This window comes from Arenibacter flavimaris, from assembly GCF_030291335.1.
GTDB lineage: Bacteria > Bacteroidota > Bacteroidia > Flavobacteriales > Flavobacteriaceae > Arenibacter.
The window spans coordinates 1-21176 of record NZ_JASWIM010000001.1 but is presented as its reverse complement, the minus strand read 5'-3'; the positions used below and the strand labels follow the sequence as shown (position 1 = coordinate 21176).

General features: G+C 39.7%; 17 protein-coding genes. 13 read left to right on the top strand and 4 right to left on the bottom strand.

The window, feature by feature from the left end:
• Positions 1–579: 579 nt before the first annotated feature.
• Complete coding sequence (locus QSE00_RS00085; protein ID WP_286104421.1) at positions 580–2301, bottom strand: DUF4910 domain-containing protein; 1722 nt, start codon at positions 2299–2301, stop codon at positions 580–582.
• A gap of 185 nt (positions 2302–2486) precedes the next feature.
• Here QSE00_RS00085 and QSE00_RS00080 point away from each other — a divergent pair, with 185 nt between their 5' ends.
• On the top strand, positions 2487–3785 hold the full coding sequence (locus QSE00_RS00080) for an aminopeptidase P family protein (protein ID WP_286104420.1): 1299 nt from the start codon (positions 2487–2489) through the stop codon (positions 3783–3785).
• Between the two features lie 67 nt (positions 3786–3852).
• On the opposite strand, the gene brnQ is transcribed toward QSE00_RS00080, so the two are convergent.
• Positions 3853–5139, bottom strand: coding sequence for a branched-chain amino acid transport system II carrier protein (brnQ, locus tag QSE00_RS00075; RefSeq protein ID WP_286104419.1), 1287 nt, complete (start codon positions 5137–5139; stop codon positions 3853–3855).
• 266 nt (positions 5140–5405) lie between these two features.
• Between brnQ and QSE00_RS00070 the strand changes: the two genes are divergently transcribed.
• Positions 5406–5657, top strand: a complete 252-nt coding sequence (locus QSE00_RS00070) for a hypothetical protein (RefSeq protein WP_110356306.1) — start codon at positions 5406–5408, stop codon at positions 5655–5657.
• A 180-nt stretch (positions 5658–5837) separates the two neighbouring features.
• Here the strand turns inward: QSE00_RS00070 and thiL are convergent, their stop codons facing one another.
• Both thiL and QSE00_RS00060 read right to left on the bottom strand, forming a co-directional pair.
• Positions 5838–6881: a thiamine-phosphate kinase gene (gene thiL, locus QSE00_RS00065; protein WP_286104417.1), complete on the bottom strand. Its 1044-nt coding sequence runs from the start codon at positions 6879–6881 to the stop codon at positions 5838–5840.
• Between the two features lie 299 nt (positions 6882–7180).
• Positions 7181–8638: a Gfo/Idh/MocA family protein gene (locus QSE00_RS00060; RefSeq protein ID WP_286104416.1), complete on the bottom strand. Its 1458-nt coding sequence runs from the start codon at positions 8636–8638 to the stop codon at positions 7181–7183.
• A gap of 323 nt (positions 8639–8961) precedes the next feature.
• Between QSE00_RS00060 and QSE00_RS00055 the strand changes: the two genes are divergently transcribed.
• From QSE00_RS00055 to QSE00_RS00005, 11 genes are all read left to right on the top strand, one after another.
• Positions 8962–11880: a PA14 domain-containing protein gene (locus QSE00_RS00055; RefSeq protein ID WP_286104415.1), complete on the top strand. Its 2919-nt coding sequence runs from the start codon at positions 8962–8964 to the stop codon at positions 11878–11880.
• Positions 11881–12230: 350 nt separating this feature from the next.
• Entirely contained in the window at positions 12231–12560 is a 330-nt protein-coding gene (locus QSE00_RS00050; protein WP_110356171.1) for a HesB/IscA family protein, read from the top strand.
• A 99-nt stretch (positions 12561–12659) separates the two neighbouring features.
• Positions 12660–14105: a Fe-S cluster assembly protein SufB gene (sufB, locus tag QSE00_RS00045; RefSeq protein ID WP_110356170.1), complete on the top strand. Its 1446-nt coding sequence runs from the start codon at positions 12660–12662 to the stop codon at positions 14103–14105.
• Positions 14106–14247: 142 nt separating this feature from the next.
• Positions 14248–15000, top strand: a complete 753-nt coding sequence (gene sufC, locus QSE00_RS00040; RefSeq protein ID WP_110356169.1) for a Fe-S cluster assembly ATPase SufC — start codon at positions 14248–14250, stop codon at positions 14998–15000.
• A gap of 65 nt (positions 15001–15065) precedes the next feature.
• Positions 15066–15443, top strand: a complete 378-nt coding sequence (locus tag QSE00_RS00035; RefSeq protein ID WP_286104414.1) for a four helix bundle protein — start codon at positions 15066–15068, stop codon at positions 15441–15443.
• Positions 15444–15475: 32 nt separating this feature from the next.
• Positions 15476–16792 (top strand): Fe-S cluster assembly protein SufD, encoded by a 1317-nt coding sequence (sufD, locus tag QSE00_RS00030; protein WP_286104413.1) that lies wholly within the window; start codon positions 15476–15478, stop codon positions 16790–16792.
• A gap of 42 nt (positions 16793–16834) precedes the next feature.
• Entirely contained in the window at positions 16835–18061 is a 1227-nt protein-coding gene (locus tag QSE00_RS00025; protein ID WP_286104412.1) for an aminotransferase class V-fold PLP-dependent enzyme, read from the top strand.
• A 106-nt stretch (positions 18062–18167) separates the two neighbouring features.
• The gene (locus QSE00_RS00020; protein WP_286104411.1) at positions 18168–18590 is read left to right on the top strand and encodes a SufE family protein; all 423 of its coding nucleotides are present in this window, start codon (positions 18168–18170) and stop codon (positions 18588–18590) included.
• A gap of 59 nt (positions 18591–18649) precedes the next feature.
• The gene (locus tag QSE00_RS00015; RefSeq protein ID WP_110356166.1) at positions 18650–18982 is read left to right on the top strand and encodes an SUF system Fe-S cluster assembly protein; all 333 of its coding nucleotides are present in this window, start codon (positions 18650–18652) and stop codon (positions 18980–18982) included.
• Positions 18983–19077: 95 nt separating this feature from the next.
• Positions 19078–19581: a DUF2480 family protein gene (locus tag QSE00_RS00010; protein ID WP_286104410.1), complete on the top strand. Its 504-nt coding sequence runs from the start codon at positions 19078–19080 to the stop codon at positions 19579–19581.
• Between the two features lie 74 nt (positions 19582–19655).
• Positions 19656–20588 (top strand): DUF3078 domain-containing protein, encoded by a 933-nt coding sequence (locus QSE00_RS00005; protein WP_110356164.1) that lies wholly within the window; start codon positions 19656–19658, stop codon positions 20586–20588.
• Positions 20589–21176 lie beyond the last annotated feature (588 nt).

Sequence of the window (21176 nt, the reverse complement as noted above, 5' to 3'; positions counted from 1 at the left end):
TGCTATCAAAATATGTTTAGCATATTTTCTGTATTATATGAAAGTTTTTTCGTGTTAAATTATTTAATTCAGGGTAGTGCATCCATACTTTTATTGGTTTCCATGCGTTAGAAACTAACCGTAATATAAATTGGAATAATTGGATGGTATTCTGGAAAAACTGGTCTTTTAATATAAAATTCTCTTTAATTGCTTTTTTTATAACTGCAATATTGGGCCTTGTAAGCATGGGCGCTTTGGGAGGTTTGTTGTATTACCCGGTTTCTTTTTTATTTGCATCTTATCCCTCACTGGATGATTGGAGTGGGGATTGGGTGTGGCCCAGTGTTATTATGGTGGGGATGTTATGGTCCTTTGGATTCGTGTTTGCTGCGTTAGCTTGGTACTACATTCAAAAAATAACCCAATCCAAAATGCTACTTATTATCGCATACCTACTTATATTATGGTTATGGGCCGCATTGCTATGGTGTTGGAGGATTATGGTCCATATAGACCAAATATCCCAGGGGAATTAAGCCGTAATTGGTGGAGGGCGTTACCGCCTTTTACATGATATATGGAAATATCACATCTATCCTACTTTTCCAATTCCGCAATAAACACTTTTGACTGGGTTTCAATAATGGCTTGGGCCCCTAAAATAGCCTTTTCCAAAATTACCTTGTTTTCCGGGGATGCCAAGTCTATTGTAGATGCAATGGCTTTTATATACCAATCTTCCCAAGCCTTTATAATAGTAATCTCGTTTTCCACGGGATTCCCGCCTTTTACAGATTTTTCACTCAGCAAAAACTCTTCAGCAAGACGGTTGGTGGCCGCGTCCTTCACTATTTGAACAATATCCATTGCTGTATAGGAATCACCATTTACCAGGGTCAACGCACTGGCCAATGATGCAATACCCACATTTTTAAGTGTTTCTTGTGAAACCTTATCCATTCTATCTTTATCTGTATGATAAAACTGGTCTGTGAAATGCCAAAACAACAATCCGGGAATATTGTTGTCCAAAAATGGAGTGTGGTCGCTGCCACCTTCATAAGGATTGGTATTTACTTCCCAATGGGCCACTTTACCTTGTTTCATGAAACTATGGATCATAAAGTCGTTTAGGTAATGGGGTTTCATATCCTCCAAGCCAAGTAACTTACCGCCCCATTCCGTATGCTTATCTTTTCCTCTGGTCCAGATGGCACTGGGGTCCGGCATTTTTTCGATTAGGAACGAACCTCCGGTTATGGCTGTATTTTCACCAACCATATCCAAACTAAGGCCCCACTTGATTTTGGCAGCCCTTTTTTCATTTTCTTGCAGATACCTTTTGGTGGATATAATTTCGTCGCCCCAAAGGAAGGTCATGGTTCGCCGGGCATCAATACTTTCATTCCCGATTAATTTGGCGGCAATTGTTGCCATTTCCAATTGCACACCCACACCACTGGCATTATCATTGGCGCCCGGCTCCTGCACGTGGGCACTGAAGACTATGCGCTCATCCGGTATTTCAGAGCCCTTTATATTGGCCACTATGGTTAATTCTTCAGAGGGATATATTTTGGTGGAAATATGTACATTGGCCATAAGTTTGCCTTTTTCCAATGCCGACACCAACCTTACTTTGGCTTGATGGGAAAGCGCAATTCCCCAAGAATTTTTTGTATCATAGGGAAGGCTTCGAAATTGAATGGCATTTTCGTTTTTTTCGGGTTGTAAATAGGCGGGATTATCGTAACTAACAATGCCCACTGCCCCCTTTTTTAAAACACCTTCCTTATATATTTCCAAAATATTGGATTCCGTAAAAATAATTTTACCCTTTACGGACTCCTTTTGTAGGTCATTTATGTCCTTAACATAGATTATTTCGGTGGTAATTCCATTTTTTGGTGTAGAAGTCGAATTTAGGTAAACCATGTTTCTGTTGGAGGTATAGGAAAGCAATGGCTCCTTGTCTCCTATAAGGGTAATCTCCGCATCTACAATTTCCCAGGTGGGTAGCTGTAAAGGTCTTTTTTCAATCCTGTAAGTGAAGCGATCCATATTGGAGGCATTTTCTTCCAAGACATATCCTGCGGTCTCTAAATCGGTTGCAATTTTATGGATACTTTTGTTGTATCCCCCATTGCCTACTACACGCCAAAACTGCTCCACGAAGGCCGTGGTCTCATAGGCCTTATCCCCAGAGATGTTACTTCTAAGGATCTTTAAATAATCCTCCGTAGTAACTGCAGAAATATTTACTTGGCTCCAGCCTAGGCTAAAGGTACTTATAAATAGGAGGAGTAGATTTTTACTCATAATATTGGATAGTACTTAAAATTGTTACATACCGTGGCAAACCATTTGTAATATTACAAAATGATAGAGCGAAGATATGCTATTTTGGAATTTAGTAGGACGGTAAGAGGAGCTTTTAAAATTCATTTAACGCTTTGTGGATAATACACTTCCTATTTCTTAAATTTGGTCACAAAATTATAAGAATGAAGTATCAGCAAATTGAGAACAGCTTGTTTATAAAGAACCGCAAGAAATTTATGGCCAGAATGAAGCCAAAAAGTATTGCTGTTTTTAATTCCAATGACCTTTATCCCATAGGGGCCGATAGTACCATGCCCTTTGAGCAGAACCGGGACCTGTTTTATTTAAGTGGTGCCGATCAGGAGGAAACCATTTTGTTGTTGTGCCCGGACGCTCATGAGAAAAAGCATAGGGAAGTCTTGTTTGTGAGGGAGACCAATGCACACATTGCAGTCTGGGAAGGGGAAAAATTGACCAAAGAAAAAGCCACCGAGGTATCTGGTATCGAAACCATTTATTGGTTGACCGATTTTGATAAGATCTTTTATGATCTTATGACCGAAGTGGAAATGGTATATTTTAATACCAACGAGCATTACCGTCAGGCTGTTGAGACCCAAACCAGGGAAGATAGGTTTATAATAAAATGCAAACAGGATTATCCTGCGCATCTATGGGCCAAAAGCAGTCCTATTTTACAGGAAATTAGGGGGGTGAAGGAGCCGGAGGAGATTGCGATCATGCAGACGGCCTGTAATATTACAGAGAAGGGATTCAGGCGTCTGTTGCAGTTTGTAAAGCCGGGGGTTATGGAGTACGAGATCGAAGCCGAATTGCTTCACGAATTTATTCGTAATAGGTCCAAGGGCTTTGCCTATTCCCCTATTATAGCGTCGGGCAACAATGCCAATGTGCTACATTATATAGAAAATAATCATGAATGTAAGGATGGGGATATGTTATTGTTGGATGTAGCAGCAGAATACGCCAATTATTCCAGTGATCTTACCCGTACCATTCCCGTCAACGGGAGGTTTACCCCAAGGCAGAAAGTGGTTTATGAAGCTGTTCTTCGGGTAAAGAACGATGCCACCGCCATGTTGGTTCCTGGTGCCATGTGGGGGGAATACCATCAGGAAGTAGGCAAGTTAATGACTTCAGAGTTGTTGGGATTAGGCTTGCTGGATAAAGCCGATGTTCAAAATGAGGATAAGGACTGGCCCGCCTACAAAAAATATTTTATGCACGGTACTAGTCATCACATTGGTTTAAATACCCACGATTACGGCGCATTAAAAACGCCTATGGTGGCCAATATGGTATATACTGTGGAGCCAGGAATCTATATTCCGGAGGAAAAAATGGGGATTAGATTAGAAGACGATGTGGTAATCCAAGAAAAAGGGGCTCCTTTTAACCTCATGGCAAATATCCCTATTGAGGTAGAGGAGATAGAAGAGTTGATGAATGCCAATATTTAAGGCATTACCATAATTTATTATAGAAGGGCTGGTATGAACCAGCTCTTTTTTATTTTCAGGATCTTTTTTAATTAGACTTCTTGGATGATAAGTATTCACGTATAAGGTTTGAAGCCACAAAAACAGTTAGAGCCGGCAAAATCCATCCCAATCGGTATTCACTGAGGGGTATCCAGTAAAAAAAATCCTTTTTAGGGGCCCAATTCCCCAAGCTGTTCAAAAAATCCGGGATACTAAAAATGACGGTAGTGAATACCACAGCCTTAAACACCATTGGTGAGGCCCATTTCTCTGGCATTACATTAAGCAGAATCAATATAATGGTAATAGGATAAATGAACATAAGCGCCGGAAAAGCTACCGTAATAATATAGGCAACATCAAACTGCCCCATTGTAATCCCAAGAAGACAGCCCATTATTGCTGTTATGAGATAGGCATGTTTGTATTTTGGGAGTCGGTCCTTGATAAAATCAGCGGTTCCTGTAACAATGCCTACGGCAGTGGTAAAGCAGGCCAGGCTTACCAATATACTAAGGAATATATTGGCGTTATTACCCAGGCTTTGTTTACTTATACCAGTCAGTAGTTCTATTCTGGTGCTATTTAATTCAAAATTGTTGTGGTTCAAAGCTCCCGTAAGGATAAGGCCTGCGTAAATTATAAAAAGGCTTGATCCAGCCAACCAACCGGCATTGCGCACCAATGTTTTTTTGTCCTTAAAGGATGCGTCCGACTTTATATTGATAGATACAATGATTACACCCCCAACTACAACGGCACCAATGGCATCAAAGGTTTGATAGCCTTCCAAAATGCCATCGCTGAACGGACTGCTAATTTCGGTAGTCCCAAAATTGTAGTCAAGCGTAAAAAAGCTCGAAACGATTAGCATAACTAAAATTAATATGATGGCAGGGGTTAGAAATTTACCCAGGATGTCCAACAGTTTTGATCGATTTGCAACGAAAATAAAAACCAAGATAAAGTAGACAACACTGCTTAGGAGGGCAGAGGTGTTAAAGAAGGGCTGTACTGCCATTTCATGGGTTACGGCAGCAGTGCGCGGTGAAGGCAAGCTTATGGAAATAGCATAGATCAACAAAGAATAGATAAGACTAAACTTTGGGGAGACTTTTTTTCCAAAGTCATAAATGGTCCCCTGCAATTTGGCGTGGGCCAAAATTCCCAGGACGGGTACCAAGACAGCAGACATTGCAAATCCTAAGGTCACCAGCCACCACCAATTTCCAGACTGAAACCCAAGTAGGGGTGGAAGAATTAAATTCCCTGCCCCAAAAAACAAGGAGAATAATGCAAATGAAGTGACTAGGGTTTCCTTGGTGTTGGGCATTAATGGCAATTTTGGCGAAAGATAGTTTAAAAACCGTTTAGTTTAAATGGGTATATAATCGCGCTATAAGTGCAGTTGGTCGAAAAAATCAAATTTTGCTAAAAAAAAACGGAAAAAAAACAGGTTGCACTCAATAAAAGGAAGGGTGCCGGCGTTAATTATCTGAAAGTCATTTAATAAGTGCTTTCAACAGTTAACCTAAAGTTTAATTTTTGCATTTTACGGTCCCCTAAACCTTACCAATGCCACCTAAAAAAACCTGTATTATGAAGAAAGTTATTACAGACTATGGAACAAAACTCAGCGCCATTTGCTGCAGTATTTTTGGACACCACTACATTGTTTCCAAAAAGGTTACCCTACACATCAAGGAATATAAATGTGTACATTGTAATAAAGAAGTGACTACCGATGTAAGTGGAAATCTGTCCAACTTAACTCCGGAATTGCAGGACATTAACAATACCTTACAAGATATTTATCAGAAAAGACATAGGGCTACCCAACAGGTAGCCTAAATTATGCTTGGCAACTTAATTCCGGCCTTAAGCGGTATCGGAGTTTTTGAAGTTATTCCCGTAAATTAGAAGAACGCCCATATTCCTTGACTGTCCTGCGCCCCACGACAGTTAAGTAAGGAACGTCCTGTATTTTCGGGAATTCTTTTTTTAAAATTATCCTATCAGATCTTTATCACATTATGAAAATGAATTCCAACCCTGTGCGGTAATGGGAATTTTGGTATTGCTCCTGGAAATCAAATGAACGCCTTCACTCTTATCCGTCATATGTCCCACTACCGTAAGATGTGGATTGCCCTTTATTTTTAGAAAGTCCTTTTGGTCTATGGTAAACAATAATTCATAATCTTCACCTCCACTTAGGGCTACTAGTGTGCTATCCATTTTAAATTCTTCACATGCCGAAATTACCGTTGGATCCAGCGGAATTTTATCCTCGAATAAATTACAGCCCACCTCACTTTTATCGCATAAATGTAAAATTTCAGAGGAAAGTCCATCACTGATATCGATCATGGAGGTAGGGAGAACCTCCAACATTTCCAACAGGCCTTTTATATCCCTTCGGGCTTCGGGCTTTAATTGACGTTCAACAATATAGGTATATGGGGATAGATCTGGTTGATTGTTTGGATTTACCTTGAAAACTTCCTTTTCCCTTTCCAAAACCTGTAAACCACAGTAGGCACCACCTAAATCTCCCGAAACCACTAAAAGATCATTGGGTTTGGCCCCACTTCTATATGCTATTTCCCCTTCTTTGGCTTCCCCTATGGCAGTAACACTGACCAACATTCCTTTGGTAGAGGAAGTAGTATCCCCTCCCACAAGATCTACCTTGTAGATTTCACAGGCCAAGGCAACCCCGCTGTAAAATTCTTCCAAGGCTTCCAAAGGAAATCTATTGGAAACCGCAATGGAAACAGTTATTTGTGTGGCTGTGGCATTCATGGCATAGATATCGGATAAATTTACCATAACCGACTTATAGCCCAAGTGTTTTAGGGGCATATAGCTGAGGTCGAAATGCACACCTTCTATCAAAAGATCCGTAGATATAACGGCTTTTTTGTCTTTAAAATCCAATACGGCAGCATCATCGCCTATGCCTTTTAAGGTGGAGCTATGTTGTAAGGTGAAATTTTTGGTAAGATGTTTTATCAATCCAAACTCTCCCAATTGATCCAGTCCGGTCTTTTCTTGATTCTTGTCTTCTATCATGCTGCAAAAATAAGGAGTAAATCCATTATATCCTTAAGAAAGAATCTATAAGTAAACAATCTTGGGGTTCTCCTAACTTTTTGTAGGGCCTGCCTGTTGATAGGCAGGGTGGAAACTGCTATTTTGGGTCGTTCCGCATGAGATGGGTTAAATGTTACTATAAGCGGATGGCCCCAATATATGTCGTTGCAGCATACTCGTTTATTTTAAGAATTATGCATTAAAAAAACCGGACCTATATAAGTATTCCAAACATACTTAAAAGTCCGGCATTTTTAAATCAAATTTTAATAAGTGGTCTATCCCAAAGAATATCCTGCTCTATAATTACGTTTTACATACTTGTTGGCAGGTTCAAAGTTGGTAACCTTCATATTCTCTGCATCCCATAACAAACGTTTTCTGCCATAGTACTGTGAACCACCGCTCCAGAATCCTTTGCTTTCTGCATTGGGGTCAACTTCAAAATAGGCTTTTAACGCCAAGTTACCTATTAGGATACTTTCGGTAAACGGACCGGCATAATCGAAGGAAGAACTGGTTTCGGCATTGCCATAACCGGCCATACAGGCATTTACCCATTGTAGGTAGTGACCTTCCGGCACTCTGGCGATAGTTTCCGGAACATCGAACTGTTCATTTAATGATAATGGTAGCAATCTTGGGTTGGCACCATAACAATCAGCCAATAATTTACCTTTGGTACCAATAAATAGTACTCCTCCATCCCAGTTGCCCAGTGCTTCGTCATCACCCATTTCATCTGGTCTTTCTGGCAGTAGTCCACCATCCATCCATGTAACTTTTACTGTGCCTTTGCCATCGGTTCTTGGATAGCTAAGGTGTATTTTACTGGAATTGGGGAAACTCTTAGGATAATCAGCTGTTTCAAATTTCCCTTTAAAGGAATCGGAAACGCTACATTCCACTTGGTTTGGATATAGAATAGGTAGAATTCTGTAAACAGGATCCATTATGTGGCAGGCCATGTCACCTAGTGCCCCTGTTCCAAAATCGGACCAGCCTCTCCAATCAAAAGGAAGATAGGCATCGTTATAATCGCGCATTTCAGCAGTTCCCAACCACAGATCCCAATTTAAGCCTTTAGGTATTTTGTCTTTTTTGGTTGGAGTTTGTAAGGCCTGTGGCCAAATGGCCCTGTTGGTCCAACATTTTACGGTGTGAACATCACCTATGATACCTGTGTCATAAAGTTCCTTCATTCTCCGTACTCCATCACCGGAACCACCTTGGTTGCCCATTTGGGTAATTACTTTGAATTTTTTTGCAGCTTCGGTAAGCATTCTGGCTTCCCAGATATCATGGGTTAGGGGCTTTTGAACGTAGACGTGTTTGCCCATTTGCATGGCCATATAGGCTGCAACGGCATGATTGTGATCCGGAGTCGATACCGATACGGCATCAATATTGTCCTTTTCCTTTTCCAACATTTTCCTAAAATCGGCATAATATTTAGCCTTAGGGAACGATTTCCTGGACTCAACGGCCTGTCTGTCATCAACATCACAAAGCCCAACTATATTAACATTGGGACTTTCTGCGAAAGATGCAATATCACTTCTACCTTTACCACCCGCACCAATACCGGCAATATTTAATTTGTCACTTGGGGCAACATAACCCGGACCTCCCAATACGTGTCTTGGGACAATCATAAATCCGGCAGTTGCCAAGCCGGTACCTTTAATAAAATCTCTTCGCGAATTGTTACTAAATGCGGTCTTTTTTTTGGACATAATTTTTGAAAGTTTTTCTATTTTTTAAAATGGATTTGAATTTAATTTAATTTTTTGTAATCTGCATAAGGATGTTTTAATTAATTTCTATATATTTTGTTAATTTATCCGTTGTGGCCTTGGAACTATAATTTGGGTCGTGGGCTTTACATGGTTTTATGTATTGATAATTAGTGGTTTAATCCAATAATATGAGGATCGGAGGCACTTTAATATATAATTGTATTTTACAACTTTAATCGTTTAAGCAAATACTGCTGTATTTGTATACTTGTCATAACTTGCAAACTTAATTTTACATAAAGGCTTTAACTAGTTAAGAAATGAAATATTTTGAGTTCTCCCGTTTGCCCATTATCCTGTTTTTAATAGGTTTTAATTTCTCATGTGATCCTAAAGTAAAATATGATAGACCAATAGATACCTGGGTCTTTAGATCTGTCATGGACAAACAGCCTCGAATGTTGACCGTGGCCTTGAATAAGGATTTGTATACTTGTTACAATTTACAATCCGGAAATTTATACAAAGTATGGAAGGGCGGGGTTAATTATGAGGGGGCCGTTTATACCACAGCACATGGTATTCAGCCCTCGAGTTTTGGTTTTGCTTATATACAGGATGATTCCCAAGAAACACAATGGAGGATAAAAAGTCATGAGGGTCTTGAAATTCCTAAAATCAATTACTTGGGGTATTCAATGATAAATGGTCAAGTAGGAATCAACCTTGAATTGATTTCAAAAACTGGAAATTCGGTCAAGGTTCGTGAAATTCCGGAGTACGTTCTTGAGGAAGGCCGTTTAGGATTGGTTAGGAATTTTACTATTCTTGAAGGCTCGTCCAATGATTTGGTAGCGGTATTGAATTATGGTACGGACCATAAATTGATATACAAGGAAATCCTGAAAGGGGGGAAACGGCGGGGTAATAACAATGGCTTGGAGCTTGCAAAAAATACTGTGGTTGAGACGTATTTTAATCCTGTTCCGGCAGACTGGAAAGAACCTATTTCAGAGGATACCGGAATGAAGGTCATTGGCAGAAAAATGGTTGAAGGTAATGATTGTAGTGCCTGTCATCTACCAAACGAAAACTTGGTTGGCCCTGCATATGATTCCATAGCGAAGAGATACCCTTTTGATTGGGCCACTGTTGATGCCTTGGCGGACAAAATTAGACTGGGCGGAACTGGGAACTGGGGTACTATCGCCATGACCCCCCATCCTGATATTTCAAGGTCCGAAGCACAGAATATGGCCTATTATATTTTGTCTTTGGATGCCGAGCCCCAACCCGAGGAAAGGGTAGTGGATATTGCGTTGAATACAGCGGACATCACTTTTGCCTTGGACAATGTTGACCGAAGGGGTGGCGATAACACTGAAAAACAGGCAGGGGTGGCCGTAAGTTTTTATTTGGTCAATGATAGTGGTGATCTGTATGAAGATCTTACCAAAAGTACCCTCCCAATATTAAACGGAATTGCACCTGCAATTCATTTACCAACTTCAGGGGTGTTGGGGGAGATCAATGAACATTTCTATATGGAGTTTAAAGGATTTATAAAATCTGATGAAAGGGTAAACAAAACCTTTAGGCTAATTAGTGATGACGGTTCTGTATTGAAACTCAACGGTTCCGAAATAATAGATAATAGGGGAGATCACGGTGCTGAAGCCGTAAACGCCTTGGCAGTTTTGGAAAAAGGATGGAACGAATTCTTGTTACAATTCCAACAAGGTGGTGGAGGGTATGGCCTTTCACTTCAATGGTCGGATGATGGGGAACAATTTACGGTGGTCCCGGATTCCGTATTTTATCACGATACCAGTGCGTTTCGAAAATTATTGCCGTATGTTTCAAGAAAGGCAAGTACAGTTCCTGGAGACCAAATGCCCTTGAATGCGGTACACCCATCATTTGACATGTTTCAGGCCAAACCCTCGGAATTTCATCCTAGGATCGGGGGTATCGACTTTATAGACAGGGATAAAATGGTCATCTGTACTTGGGATGCCACTGGCTCCGTATATATTTTGAAAAACTATAATACCGAAGACCCGGAATCTATAGAAGTAAAACAAATAGCTAAGGGATTGGCCGAGCCTTTAGGGATTAAAATGGTGGATGGGGAACTGTATGTGTTGCAAAAACAGGAACTCACCAAACTGATCGATACCGATGGGGATGGTATCATTGACGAGTACAAAAAGGTTTGTGATTCTTGGAACGTTACTTCACATTATCACGAGTTTGCCTTTGGTCTTGTTTACAAGGAAGGAAGTTTTTATGCCACCTTGGCAACGGACCTGGGTTCAGAATTTAAAGAGGTAAAGGACAGGGGTAAGGTGGTGAGAATTAGCAAGGATGGCAGTGAGGTTGAGATTATAGCTGAAGGCTTTAGAACTCCCAATGGCATTGCAGAGGGACCGGATGGTGCTTTATATGTTGCGGATAATCAGGGAAATTGGATACCCACTAGTAAGATTGTACGGGTTGAAAAGGGAAAGTTTTACGGATTTAAACATGCGGATTGGGAGCGGGTAAAGGATTATGATGAGGATCCTCCGCTGGTTTGGCTACCACATGGCGAAATTAGCAATTCCCCTAGCCAACCTGCAATTTTGAATATTGGACCGTATAAGGATCAAATGATTCATGGGGATGTTACCCACGGTGGCATTAAAAGGGTGTTTATTGATGAGGTTGACGGTGTAAAACAGGGCGCTGTTTTTCGTTTTATTCAGGGATTGGACGCAGGAATCAATCGGACGGTCTGGGGACCCGATGGTAACCTATATGCCGGTGGCGTGGGCTCTGGTGGGAACTGGAGGCATGAGGGCCGATTATGGTATGCCCTTCATCGATTTGAATACAATGAAAAATCCACCTTTGAAATGTTGGCGGTCCGTGCGAAAAGTCATGGAATGGAAATTGAATTTACCGAGCCGATAGCTGCTGGTGAAATAATGACTGCCGATGGTTTTGAGGTGCAACAATTTTATTATGAAGCCACCGAGGACTACGGAGGACCAAAATTGGGAGAGGAGTCGCTTAAGATCAAATCGGTGAACCTTTCAGCAGATAGGAAAAAAGTATTTTTGGAGATACCTGGTATCCAAGAAAACAGGGTGGTTTACATACATATTGCAAAGCCTTTAAGAAGTGAAAATGACCAATCACTATGGTCAACGGAAACTTGGTATACCATGACCAAAAAACCTGGGGGCAGCCCTTGAAATAAAAACCCTTAAATCCTAGAGTTAAATTGTGTTCAAGAACTAGACTGTTGGTCAATAGTACAAACGGCCTGGATATTTAGCGTGTTTATTATTGCTTGTATCTGATAATTTTTTTAAAGGGAGACCATTGGGTATAGGCTATGCTATGGGGTTTCCGAACGTTGTTTAAATAAAAAGTCTTGGCTAGGTTTTCACGAAAGATCCATTCGAAAAAAAATCCATTTTAATGCTCCTAACGGCCATAAGAAATTTTGATTTGTCTATTCGTTATATTAATGTTAGGAAATATGGTAAAACCCTACTTATGTAGTATATTTGTAAACTATTTAGATTAAATCCAATTAAGTATGATTAAAGTATCTGAAACAGCTAAGCAGAGGGTGATGGCCCTAATGGCCGAAGGAGGCTTTGATGCCAACAAGGATTATGTGCGGGTAGGTGTTAAAAGTGGAGGTTGCAGCGGATTGTCCTATGAGCTTAATTTTGATAAAAAGACCACGGAAACCGATAAAATTTTTGAGGATAATGCAGTGCGTATTGTAGTGGATAAAAAAAGTTTTCTTTATCTGGTTGGAACGGTACTGGAATATTCCGGGGGGCTTAATGGCAAAGGTTTTGTATTTAACAACCCCAATGCCCAAAGAACTTGCGGATGTGGAGAGAGTTTCTCTCTTTAAAAAAGCAAAGATGTACAAGAATAAATGTGCCATTGGGTGCATTAGAGATGATAAGTAATTAACCAATTGTTCCATGGAACAATTGTTAAATTAGGAAGAATGGCATATACAGAGGAAGAATTAAAGAAGGAACTGGAAACCAAGGAGTATGAATATGGTTTCTACACAGATATAGAATCGGATACGTTTCCAAACGGTTTAAACGAGGAAATCGTTATCGCTATTTCCAAAAAGAAGGAAGAACCCGAATGGATGACCTTATGGCGATTGCAGTCCTTTAAAATTTGGAAGGATATGGTGGAGCCCGAGTGGGCAAATGTTAAATATAAAAAACCTGATTTTCAGGCCATTTCCTATTATTCCGCACCTAACAAAAAACCCAAATACGAAAGTTTGGACGAGGTAGATCCAGAATTACTGGACACCTTCAAAAAGTTGGGTATTTCTTTGGACGAACAAAAGAAATTGGCAGGGGTGGCCGTGGATATCGTTATGGACTCGGTATCGGTCGCTACCACTTTTAAAAAGACACTTGCCGAAAAAGGAATCATATTTTGTTCCATTTCAGAGGCCATAAAAGAGCACCCTGAGCTGGTAAAAAAATATATAGGTTCGGTAGTTCCGCAAAAGGACAATTTTTATGCAGCCCTAAATTCGGCGGTTTTCTCTGATGGGTCTTTCTGTTATATTCCAAAAGGCGTCCGATGCCCTATGGAGCTATCCACTTATTTTAGAATCAATCAGGCCGGAACCGGACAGTTCGAAAGAACTCTCGTTATAGCCGATGAGGGCAGTTATGTGAGTTATTTGGAAGGATGTACCGCACCGTCGCGTGATGAAAACCAATTGCATGCCGCAGTGGTAGAATTGATTGCTTTGGATGATGCCGAAATAAAGTATTCAACAGTGCAGAACTGGTTCCCAGGAAATAAAGAAGGTCAAGGGGGTGTTTTCAACTTTGTAACCAAAAGGGGGTTGTGCGAAAAGAATGCAAAAATTTCTTGGACACAGGTCGAAACGGGTTCGGCAGTCACTTGGAAATATCCATCCTGTATTCTTAAAGGGGATAATTCCATTGGGGAATTCTATTCCATTGCCGTAACCAATAATTATCAACAGGCGGATACCGGTACCAAAATGATCCACTTGGGGAAAAATACCAGGAGTACTATTATTTCCAAGGGTATATCGGCAGGGAAGAGCCAAAACAGTTACCGTGGTTTGGTACAGGTAAACAGTAGGGCGGAAAATGCCAGAAACTTTTCCCAATGCGATTCCTTGCTTATGGGGAACGAATGTGGGGCACACACTTTTCCCTATATAGAAGTCAAGAACAAGTCGGCACAGATAGAACATGAGGCCACAACCAGTAAGATCGGGGAGGATCAGATATTCTATTGTAACCAGAGGGGTATCAATACGGAAAAGGCAATTGCCTTGATCGTAAACGGTTTCAGTAAGGAAGTACTGAATAAATTACCAATGGAATTTGCAGTGGAAGCCCAAAAATTATTGGAAATAAGTTTAGAAGGATCTGTAGGATAGAGGAAAAAATTCCTAGAGTCCTGTTTCGTTGGGGCAGGGGCTTTAAGAAATTATATAAATGCCCCTTTCTTTAAACAATTAGAGAAGATTTAATAAAATGCCGAAGGCGCCCAATTATTTAAAATAATTAGAATTAAGAACAATGCTGAAAATTAACAATTTACACGCTAGAGTAGAGGATAAGGAGATACTAAAAGGAATAAACTTAACGGTAAATGCAGGGGAAGTACATGCTATTATGGGGCCTAACGGTTCTGGGAAAAGTACCTTGGCTGCCGTAATTGCCGGGAAGGAAGAATTTGAAATTACCAAAGGTGAGGTATTTTTGGAAGGTGAAAATTTAGAGGACACATCACCGGAAGATAGGGCACATAAAGGAATATTTCTTTCCTTTCAGTATCCTGTTGAAATCCCAGGTGTTTCCGTTACCAACTTCATGAAAACAGCGATCAATGAGTCTAGAAAGGCAAAAGGTTTGGAAGATATGCCTGCCAAGGATATGTTGAAATTGATCCGTGAGAAATCGGAATTGTTGGAGATCGATAGAAAATTTTTGTCGCGCTCCCTTAATGAAGGCTTTTCAGGTGGGGAGAAAAAGCGTAACGAGATTTTTCAAATGGCGATGTTGGAACCTAAATTGGCCATTTTGGATGAAACGGATTCCGGTTTGGATATCGATGCCCTGCGTATTGTTGCCAATGGGGTAAATAAATTAAAGAGTAAGGATAACGCTGTAATAGTTATTACCCACTACCAACGTTTGTTGGAATACATTGTCCCTGATTTTGTGCACGTTTTGCACAACGGAAAGATCGTTAAATCTGGTACTAAGGACCTTGCTTTGGAATTGGAAGAAAAAGGATATGACTGGTTGAAACAGGAAACTGTGATATAGTTATAAGGTTCAATGTTGAAAGTTTGAAAGTCAAAATGGCGTTCTAATCTAATTATGGATTGGAAATGGCCAAAATAAATTTGTTTGGGGAAATAAATGCTTGGAAAGAGAGTATAGATTTCAACAAGGTAATTTATGATTTGACGATTAAGGGTGAATTTGAAAAATATTTTGATTTAAAGAGACAGATTAGGAGAGCTTCAGTATCAATAAGTTCTAATATTGCAGAAGGGTTTGAAAGAAATACAAATAGGGAATTTATCCACTTTCTTTACATTTCAAAAGCCTCTGCGGGAGAGGTTGGATCACAGTTGTATTTAGCATTGGATTTGGGGCATTTGGAGGAGAAGCAGTTTATTTTATTAAAGGAAAAAATTGAAAACATATCTATAATGTTAAGTGGATTTATAAAGAATTGGATAAGTAGACAAGGCACTTTATAACGTTTAACATTTAGACATTACAACTTGTAAAAATGGATTTAAAAGAAAAATTAGTTTCCTCATTCTTGGCTTTTGAAAATGGTGTGGATGTAGATCATCCGGTACACGATATACGCTCAGAGGCCATCAAGAATTTTGAGACAAAGGGGTTTCCTACCAAAAAGGAGGAGGCTTGGAAATATACTTCCTTAAATACACTACAGAAAATAGATTTCAGCATCTTTCCTAAAAAGGAAAGCATGTTGGAATACAGGGATGTGAAAAAATACTTTCTACATGAAATAGACACCTTTAAAATTGTATTTGTAGATGGGGTATATAGTTCTTTTTTGTCGGAGACAACCCATGATGGAGTAGATGTGTGTTTAATGAGTTCGGCTTTGAACAAGCCTATGTACCAGCAAATAATAGATGTTTATTTTAATAAAATAGCCTCCAAGGACGATTCGTTGACTACCTTGAACACCGCTTTTAGCAGGGAGGGAGCCTATATCTATATTCCCAAAAACAAGATTCCCAAAAAACCGATTGAAATTGTTCATTTTTCAACAGGGAATGAAGCAGCGTTATTGTTGCAGCCAAGAAATTTGATCATTGCAGAGGAAAATGCGGAAATGCAGATAATAGAACGGCATCAGAGTTTAACGGCCAATGAAGTGTTTACCAATTCGGTAACAGAAATTTTTGCGGCCAAGAACGCTCATGTAGATTACTATAAGGTCCAGAACGATTTAACAACCGCCTCATTGATAGACAATACTTATATTGACCAGAAAGATGGTAGTGTAGTAAAGGTCCATACCTTCTCCTTTGGAGGAAAATTAACGCGGAACAACCTTAACTTCTATCAAAATGGGGAGCGTATAGATTCTACCATGAAAGGGGTTACCATAATTGAGGAAAAGCAACATGTGGATCACCATACCCTGGTGCACCATATTCAGCCCAACTGTGAAAGTCATCAGGATTATAAAGGAATATATGGGGAAAATGCCACAGGTGTTTTCAACGGTAAGATTATAGTGGACAAAATTGCCCAAAAGACGAACGCCTTTCAGCAGAATAACAATATTTTGGTTAGTGACAAGGCTACCATTAATACGAAACCCCAGTTGGAGATTTTTGCAGACGATGTGAAATGTTCACATGGTTGTACCATAGGGCAATTGGATGAGGAGGCATTATTTTATCTACAGTCTCGGGGAATTCCAAAAAAAGAAGCACGGGCATTGCTTATGTACGCCTTTGCCAATAACGTTTTGGAAAGTGTGCGAATTCCTGAATTAAAGGTTAGGATCAACAAATTAATTGCCAACAAATTGGGAGTTCGTTTAGGGTTTGACCTATAGAAAGTTTTTATTCAACGTAATTTCCAGCATTGAATTTTTAACATGATACAAACTGTTTTCGATATATTGAGCATACGTAAGGACTTTCCTATCCTAAATAGGAAAGTAAACGGCTATCCTTTGGTATATCTGGACAATGCCGCTACGTCCCAGACCCCTAAAAAGGTTATAGATACCATTGTGGATTACTACAGTAATTACAATGCCAATATCCATAGAGGGGTACACTCACTTTCCCAAGAAGCAACGGACGTCTATGAACAGGCGAGGCAGAAAATACAAAGGCATTTTAATGCCGCTAAGCCACAGGAAATTATTTTTACGTCTGGAACTACCCATGGTATAAACTTAGTAGCCAATGGTTTTACCTCTTTATTGGAAAAAGGTGATGAAATTATAGTTTCAGCATTGGAACACCATTCCAATATTGTGCCTTGGCAAATGCTTTGTGAACGCACCGGAGCTGTTTTAAAAGTGATTCCAATGAATTTGGAGGGCCAATTGGTTATGGGGGAATACCATAAATTACTCTCCCAACGTACCAAACTGGTATTCTGTAACCATGTTTCAAATGCCTTGGGTACCATTAATCCTATTGAGGAAATTATTGCCGCAGCCCACAAGGTAGGTGCTGCCGTTTTAATAGATGGGGCTCAAGCAGCTCCGCATATAAAGGCTGATGTTCAGAAACTGGATGTTGATTTTTACGTGGTTTCTGCCCATAAAATGTGTGGTCCTACTGGAGTAGGAATGCTCTATGGCAAAGAGGAATGGCTAAATAAATTGCCACCTTACCAAGGAGGGGGCGAAATGATTGCAGGGGTAACCTTTGAAAAAACCACCTATGCCGAACTTCCCCATAAGTTTGAGGCAGGTACTCCCAATATTTGTGGTGGTATAGCCTTTGGGGCTGCCTTGGATTATATGAATGCCATTGGATTTGATGCCATTGCCCAATACGAACAGGAACTTTTGGAATATGCAACCCAAGAACTTCTGGCCATTGATGGATTAAAAATATACGGGGATACCAAGGAAAAAACAGCCGTGATTTCTTTTAATATTGAAGGACTCCACCCTTATGATATTGGGAGTATATTGGATAAACTAGGTGTTGCTGTAAGAACAGGACATCATTGTGCCCAGCCTATCATGGATTTTTACAAAATTCCAGGTACCGTACGGGCAAGTTTTAGTTTCTACAATACCAAGGAAGAAGTAGATATACTGGTGTCCAGTGTGCGGAGGGCAAAAACAATGCTATTATAACTTCATTTGGTTAATTTTCAATCTTTTAAATAGTTGATAGGCAAAATTACTTGTTGTATTTTTGTTTGGAATTGTTACCATTATACAATGGGCACAAAATTTTGATATGGGTATAAAAGAAATTCAGGAAGAGATAGTTGATGAGTTCTCAATGTTTGAGGACTGGATGCAGCGCTATGAGTATATGATAGAGCTTGGAAAATCCTTGCCAATGATCAAAGAACAGTATAAGACCGACGATAATATTATTAAAGGCTGCCAGAGCAAGGTTTGGGTACATGCTGAACTGGAAGGTGATAAATTGGTTTTTACTGCGGATAGTGATGCCATTATTACAAAAGGTATCATTGCTATTTTAATAAGGGCCTTTAGTAACCAAAAGCCTAAGGACATAATAGAGGCCGAGACCGATTTTATTGACGAGATCGGATTGAAGGAACATTTATCGCCTACTAGGGCCAATGGCTTGGTAAGTATGATAAAACAATTGAAATTGTATGCCGTGGCATACCAAACACAATTAAATTAATTGGTCCTGCCATAAGAATTGATGCACTGACCTCTTTTGGACCATAAATAATTAAAACAATGAGTGAAGAAATAGAAACCATGGACACCCAGGAATTGGGCGAAAAAATAGTAAGGGTACTAAAAACCATTTACGACCCCGAAATACCTGTGGACATTTATGAATTGGGCCTAATTTATGATGTTTTCGTCAACGAGGACAATGAAGTTAAAATTTTAATGACCTTGACTTCGCCGAACTGTCCTGTTGCCGAGTCGCTCCCAATGGAAGTGGAGGAAAAGGTAAAATCTATAGACGAGCTAAAGGATGTTGAGGTAGAAATTACTTTTGACCCCCCATGGACCCAAGAATTAATGAGTGAAGAAGCCAAATTGGAATTGGGAATGCTATAGCTGTCCTGTAATCCCATCTAGCAATTAAAAAATACCCAATTAATTGGTAGGATTGGATCTGTCGATCAAAAGTGATATTCTAAAACCGAAGATTTATGTCTGAAATAATAAATCGAGTCTCCCAAAGTAAATTGGTGACCTTTAACTTAGAGTATTTATACCCCAATGGGGAAAGGATACTCATGGACATTAAGGATTGGTTGTATGAGGGCTTAATCCTTCGGGAAAAGGAATTTCGGGCTCATTTGGAGAAACATGATTGGACTAAGTACAAAGGTGCATATGTGGCATTAAACTGCTCTTCCGATGCCATTATTCCAGGTTGGGCGTATATGCTTATAGCTACCAAACTACAACCTTATTCCAAACAAATTATTATTGGGGATTTGGAAATGTTGGAATCTTCCCTTTATCAATCCATTTTGGAAGATCTGGACGTGTCCGAATTTGTGGACAAACCGGTAATCATCAAAGGCTGTTCCAACAAACCTGTACCACCCAATGCCTATTTATGGGCCACTACCAAAATTCAGACGGTAGCCAAAAGCGTAATGTACGGGGAAGCCTGTTCTTCGGTGCCTTTGTTTAAGGCAAAATAACGACTGATAACATTCTTACTCTTTATCCAATATTCCTTATTTTTGCCCTAACTATAAATAAAACACTAATTGTTATGAAGAAAATTGTACTAGCAATAGTCGCTTTGTTGGCTATGAATATTACTGTTGCCCAGTCTTTAGAGGAGTTAAAGGCGGAAAAGGCAAGTAAAAAAGATTCCATTGCGGCAATACAAGGAAGGGTAGACGCCATACAAGGAAAAATAAATGCCATACCCGGATGGAAAAAAGGCGCTTTTGGAACCATTGGCGCCAGTCTTTCCGGATTTAACAATTGGTATTCCAAAGGCACTCCAAATTCCAGTGCAGGGAATATAGGTATTACTACCAATGCCTTCGCCAATCTTAATCAACCTAAATATTTCTGGAGAAATTCATTGAATATCAATCTTGGGTGGGTAAAAATAGATGATAAGGATATTGATACCGATGATGATAGTTTTCGTTCCGCTACGGATGTTTTTAATATCACCTCGTTGTACGGGCGGAAATTGAGCGATAAGTTCGCTATATCTACTCTGGGCGAATATAGGACTACGATTATTGATAATTTTAATGACCCAGGCTATTTGGATATTGGAGTTGGTGCAACCTGGACCCCTATTACCGATTTGGTGGTTGTTATTCACCCCCTAAACTACAATTTTGTGTTCAGTTCCGGAGATACCGTTTTTGAATCCTCCTTAGGGGCTAAAATTGTGGCCGACTATACAAAGAAATTAGGGGATGTTAATTTTAAGACCAATTTATCCCTGTTTCAAAGTTATAAGAGTGCAGATTATTCCAACTGGACTTGGACCAACTCTTTTGGATATACTTTATGGAAAGGTATTGGTCTAGGGTTCGAATTTGGCCTAAGAAACAACAAGCAGGAAGCTTTAAACTATGCTTTGGGCAATCTGGATGTAGGAGATCCAATCCCTACTTTTGCGTCAATCGACAACGATTTACAGACCTATTGGCTGTTCGGTCTAAACTATTCGTTCTAAAAGACGATATTGATCGGTATAAAAAAATAAAATGGCCCTCTTTGAGGGCCATTTTTGCAAAGTAGGATTTGTCAATTTTGGTTAAGCGGTATATATTTTGAATTCCAATTGGAAAAGTATTTCTTTTAATTGTTCAGCTAATATAACAAGTAGCTATTTGGCAGTTAAATTTTTGTTGTGAATATAGGGCATCATGTGGTGTGCGAATTGAAGAGTGGGGTGGCTTAGCTACGAAATGTATTTTAGTGGCAGGAAGTGCATAGCATTTTAAGGATTGCTATGGCCAGTACTGTATTGCCGCCTATCTACCGATATTTCCGTGGTGAACGGAGTTTTCTATAGCATACCTGTTTTCTCTTTGTTGGTAAAATACGGGTTGCGGTGTGGCTCACTTACTGTTATTTTATACCAGTTGATATTTATTATTATCTTGGAGCCCTTTTCAGAATTCGGCTACTTTAAATCTAAATTAACGTGAGTTCGACTTAAGAAATGGGTGTTTTATATTGCAGGAAAAGCAGAAAATTGGTATATTTAAGTTATTGACATTCAAATATTTAACCAATTATCTGCTTATGATTTCTACCG